At 61.7% G+C, this 16,127-nt stretch carries 14 protein-coding genes; 11 read left to right on the top strand and 3 right to left on the bottom strand.

Features of this window, described 5'->3' with window-relative positions; genetic code table 11:
- The first annotated feature begins 25 nt into the window (after positions 1–25).
- Together tatC and B097_RS0107655 are read left to right on the top strand one after the other, a co-directional pair.
- Positions 26–937 carry a twin-arginine translocase subunit TatC gene (gene tatC, locus B097_RS0107660; protein ID WP_040429510.1) on the top strand — a complete coding sequence of 304 codons (912 nt, stop codon included), beginning with the start codon at positions 26–28 and terminating at the stop codon, positions 935–937.
- A 19-nt stretch (positions 938–956) separates the two neighbouring features.
- Positions 957–3,746 carry a DEAD/DEAH box helicase gene (locus B097_RS0107655; RefSeq protein ID WP_026254387.1) on the top strand — a complete coding sequence of 930 codons (2,790 nt, stop codon included), beginning with the start codon at positions 957–959 and terminating at the stop codon, positions 3,744–3,746.
- On the opposite strand, the gene B097_RS0107650 is transcribed toward B097_RS0107655, so the two are convergent.
- Positions 3,743–4,318 (bottom strand): trypsin-like serine protease, encoded by a 576-nt coding sequence (locus B097_RS0107650; protein WP_237559392.1) that lies wholly within the window; start codon positions 4,316–4,318, stop codon positions 3,743–3,745. The two genes, B097_RS0107655 and B097_RS0107650, sit on opposite strands and share 4 nt — an antisense overlap.
- Positions 4,319–4,351: 33 nt before the next feature.
- Between B097_RS0107650 and B097_RS0107645 the strand changes: the two genes are divergently transcribed.
- The 7 genes from B097_RS0107645 to B097_RS0107615 are packed head-to-tail and all read left to right on the top strand — an operon-like array spanning position 4,352 to position 11,299.
- On the top strand, positions 4,352–5,458 hold the full coding sequence (locus B097_RS0107645) for a M24 family metallopeptidase (RefSeq protein WP_018581943.1): 1,107 nt from the start codon (positions 4,352–4,354) through the stop codon (positions 5,456–5,458).
- Complete coding sequence (gene ygiD / locus B097_RS0107640; protein ID WP_018581942.1) at positions 5,455–6,246, top strand: 4,5-DOPA-extradiol-dioxygenase; 792 nt, start codon at positions 5,455–5,457, stop codon at positions 6,244–6,246. The genes B097_RS0107645 and ygiD overlap by 4 nt, the downstream gene beginning before the upstream one ends.
- Positions 6,243–6,962, top strand: a complete 720-nt coding sequence (locus tag B097_RS0107635) for an SDR family oxidoreductase (protein ID WP_018581941.1) — start codon at positions 6,243–6,245, stop codon at positions 6,960–6,962. The genes ygiD and B097_RS0107635 overlap by 4 nt, the downstream gene beginning before the upstream one ends.
- A gap of 8 nt (positions 6,963–6,970) precedes the next feature.
- Positions 6,971–8,167 (top strand): lipase family protein, encoded by a 1,197-nt coding sequence (locus tag B097_RS0107630; protein ID WP_018581940.1) that lies wholly within the window; start codon positions 6,971–6,973, stop codon positions 8,165–8,167.
- 10 nt (positions 8,168–8,177) lie between these two features.
- Positions 8,178–8,768 (top strand): FxsA family protein, encoded by a 591-nt coding sequence (locus B097_RS0107625; RefSeq protein ID WP_018581939.1) that lies wholly within the window; start codon positions 8,178–8,180, stop codon positions 8,766–8,768.
- Positions 8,769–10,241 carry an apolipoprotein N-acyltransferase gene (gene lnt, locus B097_RS0107620; RefSeq protein ID WP_018581938.1) on the top strand — a complete coding sequence of 491 codons (1,473 nt, stop codon included), beginning with the start codon at positions 8,769–8,771 and terminating at the stop codon, positions 10,239–10,241. It abuts the gene before it with no gap.
- A gap of 53 nt (positions 10,242–10,294) precedes the next feature.
- Positions 10,295–11,299, top strand: a complete 1,005-nt coding sequence (locus B097_RS0107615; RefSeq protein WP_018581937.1) for a polyprenol monophosphomannose synthase — start codon at positions 10,295–10,297, stop codon at positions 11,297–11,299.
- A gap of 72 nt (positions 11,300–11,371) precedes the next feature.
- Here B097_RS0107615 and B097_RS0107610 read toward each other — a convergent pair whose 3' ends face one another.
- Positions 11,372–11,749 carry an RNA polymerase-binding protein RbpA gene (locus B097_RS0107610; RefSeq protein ID WP_018581936.1) on the bottom strand — a complete coding sequence of 126 codons (378 nt, stop codon included), beginning with the start codon at positions 11,747–11,749 and terminating at the stop codon, positions 11,372–11,374.
- Between the two features lie 470 nt (positions 11,750–12,219).
- Between B097_RS0107610 and B097_RS0107600 the strand changes: the two genes are divergently transcribed.
- Positions 12,220–12,915: a YceI family protein gene (locus B097_RS0107600; RefSeq protein WP_018581934.1), complete on the top strand. Its 696-nt coding sequence runs from the start codon at positions 12,220–12,222 to the stop codon at positions 12,913–12,915.
- Positions 12,916–13,098: 183 nt separating this feature from the next.
- Here B097_RS0107600 and B097_RS0107595 read toward each other — a convergent pair whose 3' ends face one another.
- Positions 13,099–14,415: a cyclopropane-fatty-acyl-phospholipid synthase family protein gene (locus B097_RS0107595; protein WP_018581933.1), complete on the bottom strand. Its 1,317-nt coding sequence runs from the start codon at positions 14,413–14,415 to the stop codon at positions 13,099–13,101.
- Between the two features lie 177 nt (positions 14,416–14,592).
- Between B097_RS0107595 and B097_RS0107590 the strand changes: the two genes are divergently transcribed.
- Complete coding sequence (locus tag B097_RS0107590) at positions 14,593–15,999, top strand: NAD(P)/FAD-dependent oxidoreductase (protein ID WP_018581932.1); 1,407 nt, start codon at positions 14,593–14,595, stop codon at positions 15,997–15,999.
- Positions 16,000–16,127 lie beyond the last annotated feature (128 nt).

Below are 16,127 nucleotides of genomic sequence, written 5' to 3'. Positions count from 1 at the left end.
AAAGCCAAAGAACCACGACGGCTCGATGGCGCTTCGTGAGCACCTAGTCGAGCTCCGGCGTCGCTTGATGATTTCGCTTGCCGCCCTGCTGGTCGGAACGATTATTGGGTTCATTTGGTATCAAAACGCGCCATTCGGCATGTTTTCGCTCGGCGAAATCATTCGCGGCCCTTACTGTAATCTGCCCGAAGACATGCGCGTGAGCTTCAATGACGGGGAGGAATGCCGCCTGTTGGCAACCAGCCCATTTGAGATGTTCATGCTTCGTCTCAAGGTTGGCGCTCTGGCCGGCTTGGTGTTGTCATCGCCGGTCTGGTTGACACAAATCTGGCTGTTCATCGTGCCTGGCCTGCACAAGAAGGAAAAACGCTACACTTTCACCTTCGTCACTCTGGCAGTGCTTCTCTTCGTAGCAGGTGCTTTGCTTGCGTACTTCATTTTGGACGTTGGTCTGGCAGTACTGCTGACCATCGGTGATGAGTTCCAACAGGCGTGGCTCACAGGTCAGCAATATTATGATTTCGTCCTTGGACTCACAGTGATTTTCGGCGTGAGTTTCGAAATTCCGCTGATCATCGTCATGCTCAATATTCTGGGCATCTTGGAATATGAGCATGTCAAAGACAAGCGCCGAATGATCATCGTCATCGTGTTCATCTTCGCCGCATTCATGACACCGGGCCAAGATCCGTTTTCGATGATTGTCCTTGCCCTATCCATCTGTGTGCTGGTAGAGCTCTCTTTCCAGTTCTGCCGCTGGAACGACAAGCGCCAGGCGCGACAACGCCCAGAGTGGATGGACCTGGATGACGAGGAAACCAGCGAGCTAAACCACCGTCCCGCACCTGTCAGTCGGGCGGAGCCGGTGTCGTCGTCAAGCGACGTTGCGCAGACACGCGACAACATTGAGCGTTCGGACTTCGACGATGTCCTCTGACGTGACCTAGTCTGGTGGCATGACCTCTACCCACTTGGACACGTTTAGAGCTTCACGACCATACCCCCTCGATGACTTCCAAATCGCCGGCTGCCAGGCCGTCGAGGAGGATCGGGGGGTGTTGGTCTGCGCACCCACCGGTGCCGGCAAGACCGTTGTCGGCGAGTTCGCCGTGTCCCTAGCGCTCTCACGGGGCACGAAGTGTTTCTACACCACCCCGATCAAGGCGCTGAGCAACCAGAAGTACCACGATCTTGTCGACGAGCACGGCGAGGATGCCGTGGGCTTGCTCACCGGCGACGTATCGATCAATGGTTCTGCCGAGATCGTCGTCATGACCACCGAGGTGCTGCGGAACATGATCTATGCCCGCTCACCGCAGCTGGATCGGCTCACCCACGTGGTCATGGATGAAATCCACTACCTCGCAGACCGTGACCGCGGTGCGGTGTGGGAGGAAATCATCCTCAACCTGGACGAATCCATCTCGATCATCGGGTTGTCTGCGACCGTGTCCAACTCGGAGGAGTTCGGCAACTGGCTATCGACCGTGCGCGGGGATACCAGGGTGATCGTGTCCGAACACCGCCCGGTGCCGCTGAGCCAGTACATGATGGTCGGCCGCAACCTCTATCCGCTGTTCGAACCGGGGGAGGACGGGCGCGTCAACCGCACCCTGGAACGCAAGATAGAGCGCCTCGAATCGGGCCTTGCCGCCGAGGGCCGCAGCGACTTTGAGGAAGGCCGCGGCTTCCGCGCCCGCACTGAAGGTCGCCGCAGCGGCAAAGACCGGCCCCAGGACCGCTACCGGCCCCTCGGCCGGCCTGAAGTGATTAGTACTCTGGGTGGCCAGGACATGCTGCCTGCGATCACCTTCATCTTCTCGCGCGCCGGCTGCGATGGGGCGTTGGCGCAGTGTCACCGTTCCCGCATGGAGCTGACCACGAAGGAGGAAGCGCAGCAGATCCGGGAGATCGTCGACAAGGGCGTCGAGGGCATTCCCGAGGAGGACCTTGCTGTACTGAACTTCCGTCAGCTGCGGTCGGTCTGGTCGCGTGGTTTCGCTGCCCACCACGCGGGAATGCTGCCCGGTTTTCGCCACATCGTGGAGGAGCTTTTCGTTAAAGGTCTAGTCAAGGCGGTCTTCGCCACGGAGACGCTCGCGCTGGGTATTAATATGCCGGCGCGCACCGTCGTTCTGGAGAAGTTGGTCAAGTTCAATGGTGAGGCGCACGTGGATCTCACCCCCGGCGAGTACACGCAGCTGACCGGGCGCGCGGGCCGCCGCGGGATCGACGCGTTGGGTAACGCGGTGGTGCAGTGGGCGCCGGCGATGGATCCACACGCGGTGGCGGGCCTGGCGTCGACACGTACGTACCCGCTGATTTCGACCTTCTCACCCGGGTACAACATGGCGGTCAACCTGATTTCCATGAATGGGTACGAGGATTCGCTGCGCCTGATTGAGAAGTCTTTCGCCCAGTACCAGACGGACGGGTCGGTCGTGGACGAGGTACGTGAGATTGAGCGTGCCCGAGTGCGCGTCGATAAGCTCCGCGAGCAGCTGCGTCGTGACGTCGAGAGCTTCGGACTTAACGACGAGGGCCTTCACACCGATACCGACCCCAACACCGATGCTTTGGCCGAATCGTTGATCGACTATGTGGAGCTGCGCGCCGAATTGTCGGAGGCGGAGAAGCAGTCCAAGCGGGAGGCTGTCGAAGACCGGCAGGAGGAGATTAAGAAGATTCTTGGCCGTTTGCGGGTGGGCGAGGTGATTGTTCTGCCGTCGAAGCGCCGCCCGGAGCTGGCTGCTGTGGTTGCGCCGGCTGGCCGGCAGGATGATCCGCGGCCGTGGATCACTACGGAGCGTGGTTGGTCGGGGCGGATCGATGCGGCGTCATTCCGCAATATTCCGATGGTGGTCGGGGAGATCAGGCTGCCGCGCCATATTTCTGAACGCCCGCGGAAGCACACGCGGCGCGTCGTCGACCAGCTGCACAAGGGGCATTTCCGCAGGCCAAAGAAGCTGAAGGAGCAGGCGCGCACGCGCCCGAATAAGAAGGTGGTGGCGCTGCGGGCAGCCCTGCGCGAGCACCCGGTGCATAGCTGGCCGGCCACGGACCGCGAAATGTTGGCGCGCGTGGGCAACGAGTTAGCGCGTGAGAAGCGCAAGCTCAGCCGGCTGGAAAAGCGTGTGGACACGGCCACCGATTCGCTGGGGCGCACCTTTGAGCGCATCGTCGGGCTGCTGACGGAGATGGACTACGTGGAGATTGTCGACGGCGAACCGCAGATCACCGACGAGGGCGCCCGCCTGGCGGAGATCCACAACGTGTCCGATCTCTTTGTCGCCCAGTGTTTGAAGCGCGGGATCTGGAATGAGTTGGACCCGGCGGAGTTGGCGGGTGTCTCGTCGTTATGCGTGTTTGAAAACCGGAAGATCAGCGGTGGCAGCCCCGATGCGGCGACGGACCGGATGGCGGATGCGATGAACGACACCATGCGCATTTACGACGAGCTGATCGCCGACGAACGCCGCCACAACCTGCCGGTGACGAAGGAGCCGGAGGCGGGCTTTGCACTGTCGATGCACCAGTGGGCCGCGGGCGCGCCCCTGGGCTACTGCCTGGCCGCGGCCGCGGAGAGCGGTGCGGAACTCACCCCGGGTGATTTCGTGCGCTGGTGCCGCCAGGTGGTGGATTTGCTGGGGCAGATCGCGAAGACGGGCTATACCGATGACATCCGGCGCAACGCGCGGCGCGCGATTGACGCGATCCAGCGCGGTGTGGTGGCCATCGGCAATTAGTCTTGCGGTGTGTGCCACCTGCCCGCCAGCGGTTCCAGCAGCGCGGTGGCGGCCACGTGGAGGTTGATCCCGGCCGGGTCGACGATGAGCGACTGCACGCCGATCACTCGTCCGTCGGCGAAGACGGGCCCGCCGGAATCACCCTTGATAGCCGGGTTGTAGTTGAAGATGAAGCCGGCCGGGCGCACCACTGTGGCCATGCCGCGGGACACGGCGATGGGGGAGCGCAGCAGGAATCGGCCACGGCGCATCCGGAAGGAGCCGCGCCCACGTACCGTACCGCCGAATCCGACGGTCACGGTCTGCGTCAAAGGGGCGGGGGTGGGCCCGATCTGTGGCATGTCCTCGGGGGCTACGTGGGTGATCGTCGGCACGTGGACGATGGCCAGGTCTGTGCCTGGGATCGTTTCGATCTCGCGGGGCACGCGCCGCACGCCGGCCACCCACAGATAGGTGTGGTAGCGCAGGTCACGGAAGAAGTGAGCGCAGGTGAGTACCTCGGTGGGGGTGATCAGCACGCCGCTGCAGTATTTTCGGCCGTTGGTGATCCGCACGAGTGTAGAGGGCAGCACACTTGGCCATGGTAGTGGATCTAGCATGGGGGCATGAGTACTCGTATTGGTTCTGAATTTCCTTCCTCCACCTACGCGGGCCGGATCTCCGCGGCCCAGGAAGCCGCGCGCGATCGTGGTCTTGCCGGGGTGATCGTGGGGACGGGCCCGGAGTTCGCGTTCTTCACCGGTTCGTGGATGTCGTCGCATGAGCGGCTGACGGCGCTGACGATCCCCGCCGAGGGCACAGCGCAGGTGGTCGCGCCGATGACGGATATCGGGGACCTCACGCTGCCCGGTATTAAGGTGCGCGGGTGGCGCGACGGCGAGGATGCGCACCAGATGGCTGTCGCCCCTCTGGGCGCGGGCACGGTGGGGCTTGGGTCTTCGCTGACGGCGGACCATGTCTTTGCGTTGCAGTCGCGTATCGACGATGCCACCGTCCTTGCTACCGACGCGCTCGCTGAGGTGTTCATGGTCAAGGACGCCGCTGAGATCGAGCAGTTGCGTTTTGCGGGCGCGGCGATTGATCGGGTGCACGCGCAGGTGCCCTCGCTGCTGCGGGCGGGCCAGACGGAAAGCGAGGTGGCGGAGCAGATTGAGAAGCTGATCCTGATGGAGCATGACGTGGTGGATTTCATCATCGTGGGTTCGGGGCCGAATGGGTCGAACCCGCACCACTCCTTTTCGGATCGGCCGTTGGTCGACGGCGAGCTGGTCGTAGTGGACCTGGGCGGCACGCTGGGCGCGGGATACCACTCGGACTGCACGCGGACCTATGTGGTGGGCGGCACGCCTGTGCTTGACGACGAAGCCTCGCGCGCTTATGAGGTGCTGTTGAAGGCGCAGGAGGCGGCCGTGGCAGCAGTGCGGCCGGGGATGACTGCTGGTGAGTTGGATGCAGTGGCCCGCGACATCATTGCGGAAGCAGGCTTCGGTGAGTGGTTTACGCACCGGCTGGGTCACGGCATTGGCCTGGCGGGGCATGAGGCGCCGTTCATTATCGATGGGGCGTCGCAGGTGCTGGAGGAAGGCATGGTGTTTTCTATTGAACCGGGCATTTATAAGCCTGGGAGCTGGGGAATGCGCATCGAAGACATTGTTGCTGTAACATCAACTGGCAGCGAACCCTTTAACTTTCAACCAAAGGAACTTCGATGACCACTCACGCACTCTTCGTCGGCCACGGAACGCCGATGAACGCTATCCAAGACAACGACTACACCCGGAAGTGGGCACAGCTAGGGGAGCAGATCCGCACCGACGGCACCCCGCGGGCAATCGTGAGCGTCTCTGCGCACTGGTACACCCGCGGCACCGGGGTCACCGCCATGACGGACCCGAAGACGATCCACGACTTCTGGGGCTTCCCACCGGAGCTGCACGCCGTGGAATACAACGCTCCCGGCGATCCGGAAGTAGCCGAACTAGTCTCCGATATCGTTAAGCCCACCCTGGTCGCCCAGGACTACAACTGGGGCCTCGACCACGGCACCTGGAGCGTGCTCAAGCACATGTTCCCCGACGCGACCATCCCCGTGGTTCAGCTCTCCATCGACGCCACCAAGCCTTTAGCCCATCACGTAGAGATGGGCACAAAGCTAGCCCGCCTCGCGCAGGAGAAGAACGTGCTGATCGTCGGTTCCGGCAACGTGGTGCACAACCTGCACATGGTGCAGCGCCACGCAGGAGATACCGGCTTCGACTGGGCCGACCAGTTCGACGAGGACGCCGCCGCCATCATGAAAACCGACCCGGAGCGCCTCAACGCACTAGCCGACCACGCCGCCTACTCCCGCGCGGTCCCCACCCCGGACCACTTCCTGCCCTTGGCCTATGTCGCAGGTGCAGCCGCCGGGCTAGGGGAGACCGACGTGACAGAGTTCAACAAGAAGCGCACCTGGGGCTCCCTATCGATGACCGGGTTTACCGTAGACTCGCCTGCATGAGTTCCGGACCCATCCTCCTACTCGGCGGCACCAGCGACATCGGCATAGAGATCACAGCACGCATCTGTGCCGGCCGCGACGTCATCCTTGCGGCCCGCCGCCCGGACGCGCTCGCACTCGTCGATAAGCGCCTGCGCGAAGCTGGCGCCACCGATGTGCACACCGTCGCCTTCGAAGCGACTGACCTGGCATCGCACCGACAGATCGTGCGCGACGCAGCCCCGACCACGGCGATCGTCGCATTCGGAATCCTCGGCGACCAACAACGCGCCGAACATGACGAAACCCACGCCGCGGACATCGCCACCGTGGACTACACAGCCCAGGTCAGCATGCTCACCGTGCTTGCCGACGAAATGCCGCGCGGCCACATCATCGCGTTTTCCTCGATCGCGGGCTGGCGTGCGCGCCGGGCGAACTATGTCTACGGCTCTACGAAGGCGGGCCTCGACGCTTTCTGCCAGGGCTTGGCCGACCGCCTGCACGGCACTGAGCTGTCCTTGATTACCGCGCGGCCCGGATTCGTTATTGGATCGATGACGGAGGGGATGAAGCCTGCGATCATGTCGGTGACCCCCGATGTCGTCGCGGAGCACGTTGTGGCCGCCATGGAGAAATCCGGCTCCCGCACGGTGTGGATCCCGCGCCAACTTGCCCTTTTAGCTGCGGTGATGCGGCTGGTGCCGCGTTCGATCTGGCGCCACATGCCGCGCTAGGGGCTACCATGGCCGCTGTGCTCGCCCGAACGCTGATTCCTTTCCTCGTCGACCTCGCGCGCAACCGTCGGCGCGCCGACCCCGACTTCGGCCACGCCACCTGGGTAATCGGCCATAGCCCCGGCACGCTGATCAACGCGCGGAGGATTCCCGCGCTGGGTTTGGGTACCAGGCTGAACGACGCGCACGCGTGGCGCATCGACTACGTCACCACCGATACGGAGAAACGCACCCTGACCACCACGGGCGCGGTGTTTCGCTCCAATAATCCGTGGTCCGGCCCAGGCCCTCGCCCGACCATCGCCTTTGCTCCCTCCACTCAGGGCGTGGCCCCGCACTGCGATCCCTCATTTTCCAGTACGGTCGGCCTGCAGTTTCGCGGGGATTTCGACTTCATTGCCGCCTACGAGCAACCCGTGATCAATTATTTCGTCGCCCTTGGTGCGCACGTGGTTATCACCGACTACCCCCGCGATCCGGAAGACAACGTGCAGCTCTACTGCGACCACATTGCTGCCTCGCACGCGCTTGCCGACGCCGTCCGCGCCGCAACCCACCTTGGGGTCGGCCACGAGAACCTGGGCTTCTGGGGCTTTTCCCAGGGCGGTGGGGCAGTGGGTGCCCTCGTTGAGCAGCCGGAATACGCGCCTGATCTGCAGCCGCAGGCCGCGGTGGTGGGTGCGCCGCCAGCAGACCTCGTCGCTACGCTCAACCATGTCGACGGCGGCCTGGCTACCGTCGTTATCGCCTATGCCGTGGCCGGTTTGGCAGCCCTGGGCCCCGAGGTCCGTGCTGAGGTTGACTCTGTCCTCAACGACCACGGGCGCGCGTTGCTGGGCGCCGCCGCCGACGTGTGCGTCTCGGGAGCAGCCAGGCGCGTGACACGACAGGCCACAGCGGCTTGGACTAAGTCCGGTCGTCCGCTCGCGGAGCTTCTCGACGACCTCTCGCTCACCAGCGAGATCCTCGATGAACGCCGGCTGGGCTCCCGCCGGCCACTGATCCCGGTGCGGCTATGGGGCAGCATTAACGACGACATCGTGCCCTATCCCTCCGTTGTCGAACTTGCCGACGCCTGGGGTGTCGACCTGCACACCCGCCGCATGCCACGGATTCCTGGGCGCCAAGCGCTGAACCATTTTCTGCCCTATTTTCAACACGTGATTAGTGATGCCCAATGGCTTATGGGCCGATTGGGCAGGTAGTGTTACCCACATGCGATTACTGCTAGGGTTCGTGTTTCTGGAAGCACTGGTGTTCATCGCCGTCGGTGCCTGGATCGGCTATGGCTGGGCAATTTTGCTCGTGCTGGGGCTCATGCTCGTCGGCGGTCTTGCAGGAAGCGCGTCGTTACGCGCGACGATGCTGCGCGCGCGATCCGGCAGGGACACGCCTGGCAAAGTGGCGGGGGACTCCGGCCTGATTATGGCGGGGTGGGCGATGAGCATGATCCCGGGCATCGTCAGCTCCGTTGTGGGCTTGATTCTGCTGTTCGGGCCCACTCGCTCGATCATTCGTCGCTCGGTGGCAACCAAATTGACGCGCGACATCGAAAACTTCGGGGTAAGCGTGTACGAGCATTCGCCCATGGCGAAACGCCACGACCACTACGGCTCCTTCGGCGGATCCACCGCTGCCGCCCACCCGACGCACCCTTCGCACGGGGCGCAGGACACGGGCGCCGGGGACGCCGAAGACATGGTGATCGATGCCGACGAGATCGAACGCTGGACCCGCGACCTAGACCCTGAAGATTTCCAGGATCCCAAGAAGGATTCTGACTCTGTCAAGGACGAGGACAAGTAAGTGGTCTACGTGCTGCGCCTAATTCTGGCGGCGTTCTCCGGCTTTATCACCTACGGGTCCTTCGAGCCGCACGGATTCTGGTGGGCTGGCATCGCCGGCATTGCGCTGCTGTACGCCAGCCTGATTCCGTGGGGCCGTCACAAGCCCACCGGGTGGGGTGGGGCAGGCCTCGGCTTCGCCCACGGGTTTGTGCTGTATATCTTTCTGCTGCCGTGGATTGGTGAGTTCGTCGGCCCGCTGCCCTGGGTGGCCCTTGCGGTCGCGTGCGCGCTGTACGCGCTGGGCACCGGGGCTTTCGGTGCGTGGGCTGCCCGTCACCGCTGGGGATTCGTGGCTTTCCCCTTCATCTACCTGGCGGTGGAGTTCGCGCGTTCCTCCTTCCCCTTTGGCGGGTTTTCGTGGGTGCGTCTTGCTTGGGGCCAGATCAACGGCCCGCTCGCGTTTCTTGCGCCGTGGGGAGGCCCCGCACTGGTGACGTTGGCGGCCGCCTTGGTGGCCTGTGGCATCGTCGCCTTTTTCCGTACCTCGAAGGTCGGAGGGGCGGTGGCGGTCATCGTCCCCATCGTCTTGGGCCTTATCGCAAGCCTGGGTGTGAACAACCCGGAGCACACCACCGATGAGGTCACCGCCTCAGCGATCCAGGGCAACGTTCCGCGCATGGGCCTGGATTTCAACGCGCAACGCCGAGCCGTGCTTGCCAATCATGCCCGTGTGACGGAGGAGCTCGCCGCGTCGGGCGCGGAGCCTGACATCGTGATTTGGCCCGAGAATTCCTCGGACGTCAATCCCTTTACAGACGCCCAGGCGCGTGAGCTTATCGACGACGCCGTTGCCGCTGTGGACACGCCGGTACTGGTCGGAACGATCACCGAAGACCATGTGGGGCCACGCAACACGATGGTCGTTTTCGACCCAGAGACCGGGCCGGGGGACTATCACCACAAGATTTACCTGCAGCCTTTCGGCGAGACGATGCCGATGCGCGAGTTCTTCCGCCTCTTTTCCCCCTATGTCGATGCCGCCGGCAATTTCCAGCCAGGTAACGGCGACGGCACCGTGTCGATGCGCGGCATCATCGTTGGCATCGCCACCTGCTACGAGGTCGCTTTCGACGCAGCCTACCGCGACGCGGTGCTCAACGGTGCCCAGATCTTGACCACGCCGACCAATAACGCCACCTTCGGCTTTACCGACATGACGTACCAGCAGTTGGCGATGAGCCGCCTCCGCGCCATCGAACTTGACCGGGCGCTCGTCGTCGCGGCCACCTCTGGCGTGTCGGCGATGGTGCACCCCGACGGCACCGTCTCCCAGCACACTAAGATCTTCGAGGCAGATACGTTGACCGAAACGTTGCCGCTGCGTGATTCGATCACTTTCTCGGCCCGCTACGGCAAGTATGTGGAGTGGATCCTCGTCGCTCTTGGCGTCCTAGCGATGGTCGCGTCGGTGATCCTGCGCCGGCGCGGGTAAACTAATTCTCGCTAGTAAGTTTTTGAAGATGTTTGACAAAGATTGGAGTCACCGTGGCCAAGGTCTGCGATGAAACGCTCGTGATCATCCCCACCTACAACGAGCTGGAGAACCTTCCGCTGATCGTCGGCCGGGTCCGCAAGGCCACCCCAGAGGTCCAGGTCCTCATCGTCGACGATAACTCTCCCGATGGCACCGGCGAGAAGGCCGATGAGCTGGCGCGTGACGACGATTCCATCCACGTACTCCACCGCGAAGGTAAAGGCGGCCTCCTTGGCGCCTACCGCGCCGGATTCGATTGGGGCCTAGAACGCGACTACAACGTGCTCTGCCAGATGGATGCTGACGGCTCGCACGCACCCGAGCAGCTGCACCTGCTGCTGGAGGCCATCGAGGAGGGCGGAGACCTCGTCATCGGTTCCCGCTATGTCGACGGTGGCAAGGTGGTCAACTGGCCAAAGGACCGCTACATCCTGTCCAAGGGCGGCAACCTCTATATCTCCCTGGCGCTCTCAGGTGACGTGAAGGACATGACCGCCGGCTACCGCGCGATTCGTCGTGAAGTGCTGGAAACGCTGGACCTGGACGAGCTGTCGAAGAAGGGGTACATCTTCCAGGTGGAGCTGGCCTTCCGCGCCATCCAGGCTGGTTTCGATGTGCGCGAGGTGCCCATCACGTTCACCGAGCGCGAGCTGGGGGAGTCCAAGCTTGATGCAAGCTTCGCGAAGGATTCCCTGGCCGAGGTGACCAAATGGGGCCTGGAGCACCGCGGTGCTCAGCTGGCGGAGATCGCCAATTACACCAAGGACTTCGCCCTGTACGAGCTGAAGCGTTCGCCACTGGCGAGCCTGCCACGCAAGACGAAGAACCTGTTCCGCGACGCAGTCGGGCTAACTGCGGAGCTGGGCAAGCTCGCCGACTATGAGGTGCGCCATTCCCCGCTGGCCAAGGTGCCGGGTACCGTGAAGGACACGGCAGAGACCGCGACCGGGCTTGTCGACGAGGGCACCAAACTGCTCAAGCACGATATCGACTACGCCAAGCGCAAGAACTCTTAAACGGGCACAAAATTACCCCGGGTAGCTCTTTTCGGTTGAGCCGCCCGGGGTTATTCGTCGTTAAGCGCGCGCCTAGCTTTCCTGCTGCTGTTGCTGCTCCTTGGCGATCCGTGCCGCGTGACGACGACGCTTGCGCAGCTGCTCGAGACGCTCTTCAAGAAGGACGTCCAGTTCTTCGATGGAGCGACGCTCGCGAAGCATGTCCCAGTGGGTGCGTGGTGGCTTGGTCGGCTTCGACTCAACGCCTTCGCCTTCGACCAGGGTGCCTAGCTGGCCGTTCTTGCACATCCACTCTTCGGGGATTTCTGCGTCATCCGCGAAAGGAACATCGAAAATCTCACCCGATGGAGTCTTGTACTTGACCATCTGACGTGGTGCCAGATCATGGTCGCGGTCAGTCTCGTAGCTGACGGCACCCATACGGCTTCCGCGCAATACGCGATCGGCCATGTTGCATCCATCCCTTCAAATCAGTGTTGCCTGCTCGCTTCACTGTACAGGCAGTCTACCCATTATAACGGTAGGGCTGTTTAGTTTGTTCCCTCGGTTGGGCTAAGGTTGGTGTCCGTGACACAACCCCAGACCAACTCGCGCCCCACCTGTCAGTGGTGTGGGCGAGAGATGGCCGTCCAGAAGGGGAGAGGCCGGCGGCGGAAATACTGCAGCCCAGCGTGCAAACAACGGGCCTACGAGCAGCGGCATAACATCACCGGTACCGGCATCCCACAAAAGGCGGTAATAATGGCGCCGGAGAAAGCGGAATCGCTGCGTGACGAATTATATGCACTACGCTGTGCCGCAGAAGATATTTCGACGGCGTGCTCTGAGAATGCTTCCCACGCGGAGATTCAACACCTGTGTGAAGAGTTGGTGTCCATGGCGAAACAAATCGAGAAACTGAGGTAGAAAACGTGCAGAAAATGACCGCGACCACGAAGGTAGTCTTGGCGGTAGCGCTTGTCATCATCTTGGGCTTGGCCGCCGTCGCCATTGGCCCCGTGGTGTATACCTTGGCGATGGGCGGGGGTGTCAAAACCGAAGGTATCAACGAACAGCAGGTCCAGCCCGCAGTTACCGATGTGAATGGCGAGTGGACCGTGACAACGCGAGCCGGGCACAATTCGACCTCAGCTGGGTTTACTTTCGACGAGGTCTTGCCTGGTGAGCGAACGAGCACCTCGGGCTCAACCCAGGACGTCTCCGGCGGTGTGGTGATTGAGAATGACACGCTGACTGAAGGAGAGATTGAGGTCGGCATGGGCAATATCGTCACAGACCGGGACAACCGTGACGTAAATGTACGAATGAAGATCTTGCACACCGACACATTCCCAGTAGCAACCTTTAAGGTCACCGAGCCCGCGGACGTCTCCGGGCTACCGGAAGATGGCACCGTGGGCCAGGTGGAGCTGACCGGCGATATGACGATCCACGGAGAGACCAATTCGATTACGCAGATTTTTGATGTGGCGCGCGATGGGAACAATCTTGTCGTCGCGGGTGACATTCCGATCAACCGCTTGGACTACGGAGTGGAGTCGCCTGAGTTCGTTGCGGCGAAGATCGCCGAAGAAGGCGAAGTGAATGTGCGACTGAACCTGATTCGGGCGGAATAGGCCGAAAAGTGGCTTTCTGCGGACATAGTGGAGGGTCACTCTTTTAAGTCACTGTTACGTTAATTGGCCAAAGGGGGGGCCGTTCGCTGGAGAACCCGCCTAGGGCACCCTCGCTTCAATAATTGTCCGATAATGTACATTATGTCAACTAAAGTTGAGGGCGACCGGCACTACCGCTACCCGCTAACGCAGGCCGCGCCGATGCCGATGCGTCAGAGTAAATTGCGTGACGTCCAGCATGCCCTCCCGCGCCATCGCCTCACGCAACGCCAACTGCCACAACCACAGGCGGCGATACACCGCATCGAAACCATCCGCGGCGGCCTCACGAAGCTGACTGACAAATGTCTCGCGCTGCAGCTTCAGCGATAACATTAAATGTCCTGGCGCGTGCACCTGGCCGATCACGCGCAGGCCGGTATTCCGGTCGACAAGCTTGTGCACGTCGTCGGACTGCGGATAACTCAGCCCCGGCCAAATGAACGCGCGAAGAGATTCCACAGCCGCACCAGCCGCGGGCGAAAATCGCTCAGTCGCCGTCACAGTCTGCAGCGCGGCCTTTCCGCCCGGTGCAACCAGCTTGTCCACCGCTGAGACAAATTTGGCGCGCTGATTCTCAGGAATCGTCTCTAGCTTCTCGGCGCTGACCACTGCGTCGTAACGCCCATGCCAGCGACCTGGCGCAAAGATGGGCGGTTCGATCAGTTCGGTATGAACTGCGTCTGCAACACCGGCAAACGTCAACCGCTCATCCAGTGCATCAAACATGTCCGGATCAGCGGTGACGGCATCCACCGTGGTGTTGCGGCGCGCAGCTTCGATGGCGATGGCACCCCCAGCCGAGGGGTACTCAAGGATATGAGTTCCAGCTCCGGCCCCCACGGCGTCAAGAAGCTCCATGGCTGCACGACGCTGCGCGTCCCCCAGATCCACTCGTCGGATGTCCAGCGGGTCGCTGATCTCCGTGATATCGACGAAATGCGTTGCCGGTTCACTACCGCGGCCCGCGCCACGAACGTGAGAAGGCACGCTAATGCGTTGCGTCGTCGGCACGCCCGTAGCGAAACGGCCTGCAAAAGCGCTCATTCCATCACCGGAATACCGCTCGGTGAGCTCAGGGGGCACTTCCCCACCCTGATAATCACTTCCCGGATCAACATGGGCCGTCTTCGGGTGGTAATCGGCGGCCAGGAGTGCGGCGAGAACGTCGACAAGCGTCTCCAGCGTTTCGGTCATCCACTCCCCGGCTAGATATCCTTCCGCCAGCCCCACCCAGCCGTGCGCCGCGATACGAGAAAAGAGAGCTTCGTGCTTAACGACGAGGTCTGGCGTGGGTTGCTCGTCGTTAGGCACCAACGTGAGACCTGCCGAAGCGCAGGCGCGCGCAAATGCGGCCTCTGACCTGCGGGCGCGCAGGCGAATCCCCCAACCATCAGGTACGTGCGCGACGCTGGGCCACGCGGCGGCGTCGATGCTTTGGGTGTGGGGAGTTTCTGTCACGCTTTTCACCTTAACCAGTACGGGCGGTATTCTTCGTAAGGCGCGTCGACATCACTTGCGATGGCGAAGCGTATCATCGCAGATGACCGTCTTCAGCCGATTCGGGAAATCGCCCGTAGAATGAAGACGAATTTTTAATACATTGCGGATCACACTGTTGTACAAGGAGTTTTATCTGTGTCTCACACACCCACTCGCCCACCAGGAAATCGCCACCACGTCGTCATTATTGGATCCGGTTTTGGTGGCATTTTTGCGGCGAAGGAACTAGCAGACGCCGATGTCGACGTCACCTTGATCGATCGCACCAACCACCACTTGTTCCAGCCGCTGCTCTACCAGGTGGCTACCGGCATCCTGTCTTCTGGTGAAATTGCCGTCTCCACCCGCCAGATCTTGTCACAGCAGCAGAACGCGCGTGTGATTAAAGGTGACGTCGTCGACATTAACGTTGAAGACCAGGTTGTCTCCATTAACTCCAGCCAGTACGAGCGCAGCTTTGAGTATGATTCTTTGATCGTCGCCGCCGGCGCTGGCCAGTCCTACTTCGGCAACGACCACTTTGCGCAGCACGCACCAGGCCTGAAGACCGTGGACAACGCGCTTGAGCTGCGTGCACGTATCATCACCGCTTTCGAACGCGCAGAAGTAGCTCAGGATCCAGCTGAGGTCGAGCGGCTGCTGACCTTCGTGATCGTGGGCGCCGGCCCCACCGGTGTGGAGATCGCAGGCCAGATCGCCGAAATGGCGAACCGTTCCTTCAAGGACGATTACGATAGCTTCGAGCCGAGCCAGGCGAAGATCATCCTGCTCGACGGCGCTCCCCAAGTCCTGCCCCCATTCGGTAAGCGCCTAGGCCGCAACGCACAGCGCCAGCTTGAGAAGCTGGGTGTGACCGTGCGTCTGAACGCGATGGTGACCGACCTCGACGCAGACACCGTGACTTTCCGTGACACCAAGACCGACGAGGAAGTCACGATCGAGTCAGGTACGAAGATCTGGTCCGCTGGCGTGCAGGCATCGCCACTGGGCAAGATGATTGCTGATCAAACCAACGCTGAGGTCGATCGTGCAGGCCGCGTCGCTGTCACCCCACAGGTTCTGGTTGGCGAAACTAACAACATCTATGTGGTTGGCGACATGATGAGCCTGGACAACCTGCCCGGCGTAGCCCAGGTAGCCATCCAGACCGGCGAGTATGCCGCTCAGTCCATCAAGGCGTTCGTCGAGGAAGATCAGGACCCACGCGAGCGCGAGCCTTTCGAGTACTTCGACAAGGGTTCCATGGCGATCGTGTCTCGCTTCTCCGCCGTTGTGAAGATGGGCAAGGTGGAAGTCACTGGCTTCATCGGCTGGATTATGTGGCTGGTTGTTCACGTCATGTTCCTGGTGGGATTCCGCAATCGTTTCGTCTCTATGATCACGTGGGGCCTCAATGCCCTGTCGCCTCGCCGCTATAACTTGGCGACGACCTCCCAACAGATGCACGGCCGTACCGGCTTGGGCAAGCTGAAGCAGTCGACCGACAAGGACGCCAAGGAGTTGCCAGAGATTCGTGACACCACGAAGCTCGGCGACAAGTAGATCTCGACTCCAGCCCGCATAAATAGCGATACAGCCCGATCTCCCCTGTTTGAGGGGGATCGGGCTTCTTCGTGCAAGCCTGACCTCTAATAACTAAAGCAATACTGTGTCATTTAAATACCACCTAT

This window comes from Corynebacterium pilosum DSM 20521 = CIP 103422 (assembly GCF_000373805.1).
Classification (GTDB): Bacteria; Actinomycetota; Actinomycetes; order Mycobacteriales; family Mycobacteriaceae; genus Corynebacterium; species Corynebacterium pilosum.
Note: the sequence above shows the minus strand (reverse complement) of the source record. Positions and strands in the feature narration are given on the sequence as shown.

Bases quoted from the DNA above. Each gene is read 5' to 3' on its own strand.
- B097_RS0107600 (WP_018581934.1), top strand. From the start codon at position 12,220: ATGACCGCGACCACGAAGGTAGTCTTGGCGGTAGCGCTTGTCATCATC.
- tatC (WP_040429510.1), top strand. From the start codon at position 26: ATGGCGCTTCGTGAGCACCTAGTCGAGCTCCGGCGTCGCTTGATGATT.
- B097_RS0107625 (WP_018581939.1), top strand. From the start codon at position 8,178: ATGCGATTACTGCTAGGGTTCGTGTTTCTGGAAGCACTGGTGTTCATC.
- B097_RS0107645 (WP_018581943.1), top strand. From the start codon at position 4,352: ATGAGTACTCGTATTGGTTCTGAATTTCCTTCCTCCACCTACGCGGGC.
- B097_RS0107655 (WP_026254387.1), top strand. From the start codon at position 957: ATGACCTCTACCCACTTGGACACGTTTAGAGCTTCACGACCATACCCC.
- B097_RS0107610 (WP_018581936.1), bottom strand. From the start codon at position 11,749: ATGGCCGATCGCGTATTGCGCGGAAGCCGTATGGGTGCCGTCAGCTAC.
- ygiD (WP_018581942.1), top strand. From the start codon at position 5,455: ATGACCACTCACGCACTCTTCGTCGGCCACGGAACGCCGATGAACGCT.
- B097_RS0107635 (WP_018581941.1), top strand. From the start codon at position 6,243: ATGAGTTCCGGACCCATCCTCCTACTCGGCGGCACCAGCGACATCGGC.
- B097_RS0107630 (WP_018581940.1), top strand. From the start codon at position 6,971: ATGGCCGCTGTGCTCGCCCGAACGCTGATTCCTTTCCTCGTCGACCTC.